At 40.3% G+C, this 3,510-nt stretch carries 3 protein-coding genes; all 3 read left to right on the top strand.

The window, feature by feature from the left end; all coding sequences use genetic code 11:
* Nucleotides 1-665: 665 nt before the first annotated feature.
* Genes AAC037_RS21910 through AAC037_RS21900 form a run of 3 tightly spaced genes read left to right on the top strand, consistent with a single transcriptional unit; the run spans nt 666 to nt 3,411 of the window.
* Entirely contained in the window at nt 666-1,478 is an 813-nt protein-coding gene (locus AAC037_RS21910; RefSeq protein ID WP_339905620.1) for an alpha/beta hydrolase family protein, read from the top strand.
* 40 nt (nt 1,479-1,518) lie between these two features.
* Complete coding sequence (locus AAC037_RS21905; protein ID WP_339905618.1) at nt 1,519-2,652, top strand: hypothetical protein; 1,134 nt, start codon at nt 1,519-1,521, stop codon at nt 2,650-2,652.
* 6 nt (nt 2,653-2,658) lie between these two features.
* Nucleotides 2,659-3,411, top strand: a complete 753-nt coding sequence (locus AAC037_RS21900; protein WP_339905616.1) for a heparinase II/III family protein — start codon at nt 2,659-2,661, stop codon at nt 3,409-3,411.
* The last annotated feature ends 99 nt before the right edge of the window (nt 3,412-3,510 follow it).

The following is a 3,510-nucleotide window of genomic DNA, read 5'->3' as shown; positions in this document are numbered from 1 at the left end:
TTCATTTCTTTTCCATTGATGAAAAGAAACGAACCAAAGAAAAATCTAGCCAAAAGAAATCTTCTAAAATAAGGCCCAACGCCGCCTCGTAGTTTTGGCATGACCACCGCGCCCCAACATTAACAATTCCGTTAAAAATTACTATCCCGTCACTGCCTATTTGTGGGTCTCTGTTGGGGAAGGGTGGGGCAGTTCAATATTTATTGAGATTCCTTCGAATTCCTCTACGAAAAGCTTCGGTAAAGTCTACCGATGACTTTTTTATTTAAGAAATTGATGTTCAGTAATTTGAAAACACCCATCGTCATTTCAATTTCTGCATTTCGAAAATGTTAGGTCTCGGAATGACGATTTTCTCAAGATTATGGGGCGAATTCAGGTTGTTGGGTCAATTGAGTCTTTTGGGCAACGCTTGCTTTATGGTGCTCAAATAAAAGGTCCAAAACTTGATCAAAGCTAAGCTATGAATAGCCGATCTGATCTTTGTTAAGCATTGCTCTTCAATTTTTGAAAACCTTACTTCAAGTTTTTAGCTACCCTTAGGTTGAATGGCCTAGATTTATTTTGAGCGACAGATCCTTTGTTTTTTTATTGTTACTTTTAAAAGTAGTTTTAGATGGTAAACCAAAAGGAATTACCCTATTGATAGCTTTTAAATGAAAACCATGAAATTAAAATTAATCCTACTTTTATTCTGCTTCCAAAGTATAATCGTTAAAGCCTCACAGATAGATACTGTGATGGTAAACAGTGCATCCATGAATAAATCAATTGCTAACATTGTCATTGTTCCGGACAATTATTCTAGCCAAAAGGAAAGTTTTCCTGTCTTGTATTTGCTTCATGGCGCAGGTGGAGATCATACGAACTGGCTGTCCAAAGTGCCGGCCATACAAGAATATGCGGACCAGTACGATATGATCATTGTCTGTCCTGATGGTGAGGTTACCAGTTGGTATTTTGACAGTCCCATTGATAAAAACATGAGGTATGAAACCTACCTTTCTGAGGAATTAATAACTAGCATAGACAAAACCTACAATACCATTGCAGAAAAATCAGGCAGAGCCATTACCGGCCTCAGCATGGGTGGTCATGGTGCCTTTTACCTTGCTTTTAGACACCAAGATACTTGGGGAGCAGCCGGAAGTATGAGTGGAGGTGTGGACATACGTCCCTTTCCAAAAAACTGGGATTTAAGCAAGCGATTAGGAGATTATGCAACGAATAAGGAAAACTGGGAGAATAATACAGTGATCAATCTGGTCCACCTTCTAAAGGGAGACGAGCTAAAGCTTATTTTCGACTGTGGAGTAGATGATTTCTTTTTGGATGCCAATAAGCGATTGCATAAGAAATTGTTGGAAAGGAATATCCCCCATGACTATACCGAACGCCCGGGAGGGCACAGTTGGGATTATTGGGCCAACTCCATCAAATACCAGCTACTGTTTTTCAACGATTTCTTTGCCCAATGAAATGCTGACAATAAACCCAATAACCTATCTTTTTTTGAAAATGTATGATTACAAAAAACATTGCTGCATAGCATGGGCTTTGCTTCTAATGCTTGCGGGCTTAAGTATAAATGCCCAGCAGTTACCTTCTAAATTGGATAACCCTATCTCCAAGACTTATCTCAGAAATAATTTAAGAAAGGCCTCGCCAAGGTTAGTACTAAACAAGGAGATAGAGGAAAATTTAAAGCAAAAACTTAAATCCGACCCTGTAGTACAGAATGTTTATAAAAGTTTGAAAAATGGTGCAGCAGCTGTTTTTGAGAAACCGATAATTAATCTGGATATTCCTCTAGAGGAGCGGTCACAGAACAACCAGCTTGATATTTCCAGAGACCTTTTAAATAGAATAGGCATGCTGGCAATGGTTTATCGGATAGAGAAAGAGGCTAAGGTCTTAAACAGGATCAATGAAGAGCTTATCGCAGCTTGCAATTTCCCTACCTGGAACCCCAAACATTTTCTTGATGTAGGAGAGATGTCCCTTGGCATTGCCTTAGCTGTTGATTGGGTAGGGGAGTATTTGCCGGCTTCTACAGTGAAATTGGCAAAAAATGCCTTGAATGAAAAAGGTATAAAACCTAGCTGGCCGGAAAATGGCAAAGCGCCTAAATGGGCCTATGGAAACAACAATTGGAATCAGGTGTGCAATGGTGGATTGGTTGCAGCTGCAAAAGTAATAGCTGAGGACGAGCCTGAGTTGGCCTCCAAGACCATTTACAGAGCCATTGATGGCATGCAGAATGCTTTGAACCAATATGGTCCGGATGGAGTGTACCCTGAAGGAGCTACCTATTGGCGGTATGGTACCTCCTTTACTGTAGTCACCGCAGCCATGTTTGAGAGTGCCTTTGGAAGTGATTTTGGAATATTGGAATATCCCGGATTTAAAGAGAGTGCCCTATTTAGGGTGCTGTCGGATAGTCCCATAGGTTTGTTTTATAATTTTGGAGACTGTGGAGAAAGTAGTGGGAGTAATGGTGATGCCACCCTGGCATGGTTTGCTTCTAAAACAGGGAATAAAACCTTTTTTGAAAAGGAAAAATTTTTGAAGCCCTATGATAAAGAGAAAAATTTCTCCCGCTTGTTAGCGCCTGCCTTGGTATGGATAGCCCAGTACGAAGAGAAAAGTTAGACGACCGTGCCTGCTGCATGGGCAGGCAATGGACCAAATCCTGTAGTGTTTTTTACCGGAGGAGAAGATGATCCCAATAAATTTTATTTTGGAGGTAAAGGAGGTCGTGGCAATATTAGCCACGGAAATATGGATGCCGGTTCATTTGTTTTTGAATTGGATGGGGTACGTTGGAGCATGGACTTGGGGAAAAACAAGCATTATGGAGTTATAGAAAGAATAGGTTTTAACCTTTGGGAGAGGTGTCAGGATTGTGAGCGATGGAAACTAATCAATAAAAATAATTTTGGACACAGCACCCTTACTGTAAATGACCAACTTCATATAGTGGATGGAAAAGCAAGTATTGTGGATTTCAAAGACGGAGCTTTTCCGGAATCCATCCTTGATATGTCTCCGGTTTTTGAAGGTCAACTGAAAAGTGTGACACGAAGGTTTAAAAAAAGTGGTCCCAGGTCTCTGTTGATTGAAGATGATATTGTATTGTCAGAAAATACGGATAGGCTAACATGGCAGTTTATTACGCAGGCCGATGTGGAAATTGTTGATGGAGGGGCGATCTTGACTCAAGATGGCAAGCGATTAAAAGTTCAAAATCTTTCCCATCCGGAGTACAGTCTATCCGTAATTTCACTGAGCCCTCCTCCCTTTTACTTGGATCTCAAAAAAGACAATCTAAAACGGCTTGAGCTTCGAATCCCGGCCTGGAAAGTACAAGGACAGACTGCAAAAATAGCTGTACTGCTTTCATGGGAATAGTTTAAAATTAATATTGATGGATACCAATTCTATAATTACATATTTTTAAAGGGAGAATTTGGTTAGCTGAATTGCTGTTTTGGTAGCTCTTATTGTAAG

The sequence above is a fragment of the uncultured Cyclobacterium sp. genome (genome assembly GCF_963976465.1).
GTDB lineage: Bacteria > Bacteroidota > Bacteroidia > Cytophagales > Cyclobacteriaceae > Cyclobacterium.
This window is presented reverse-complemented; position numbering and strand designations above follow the sequence as displayed.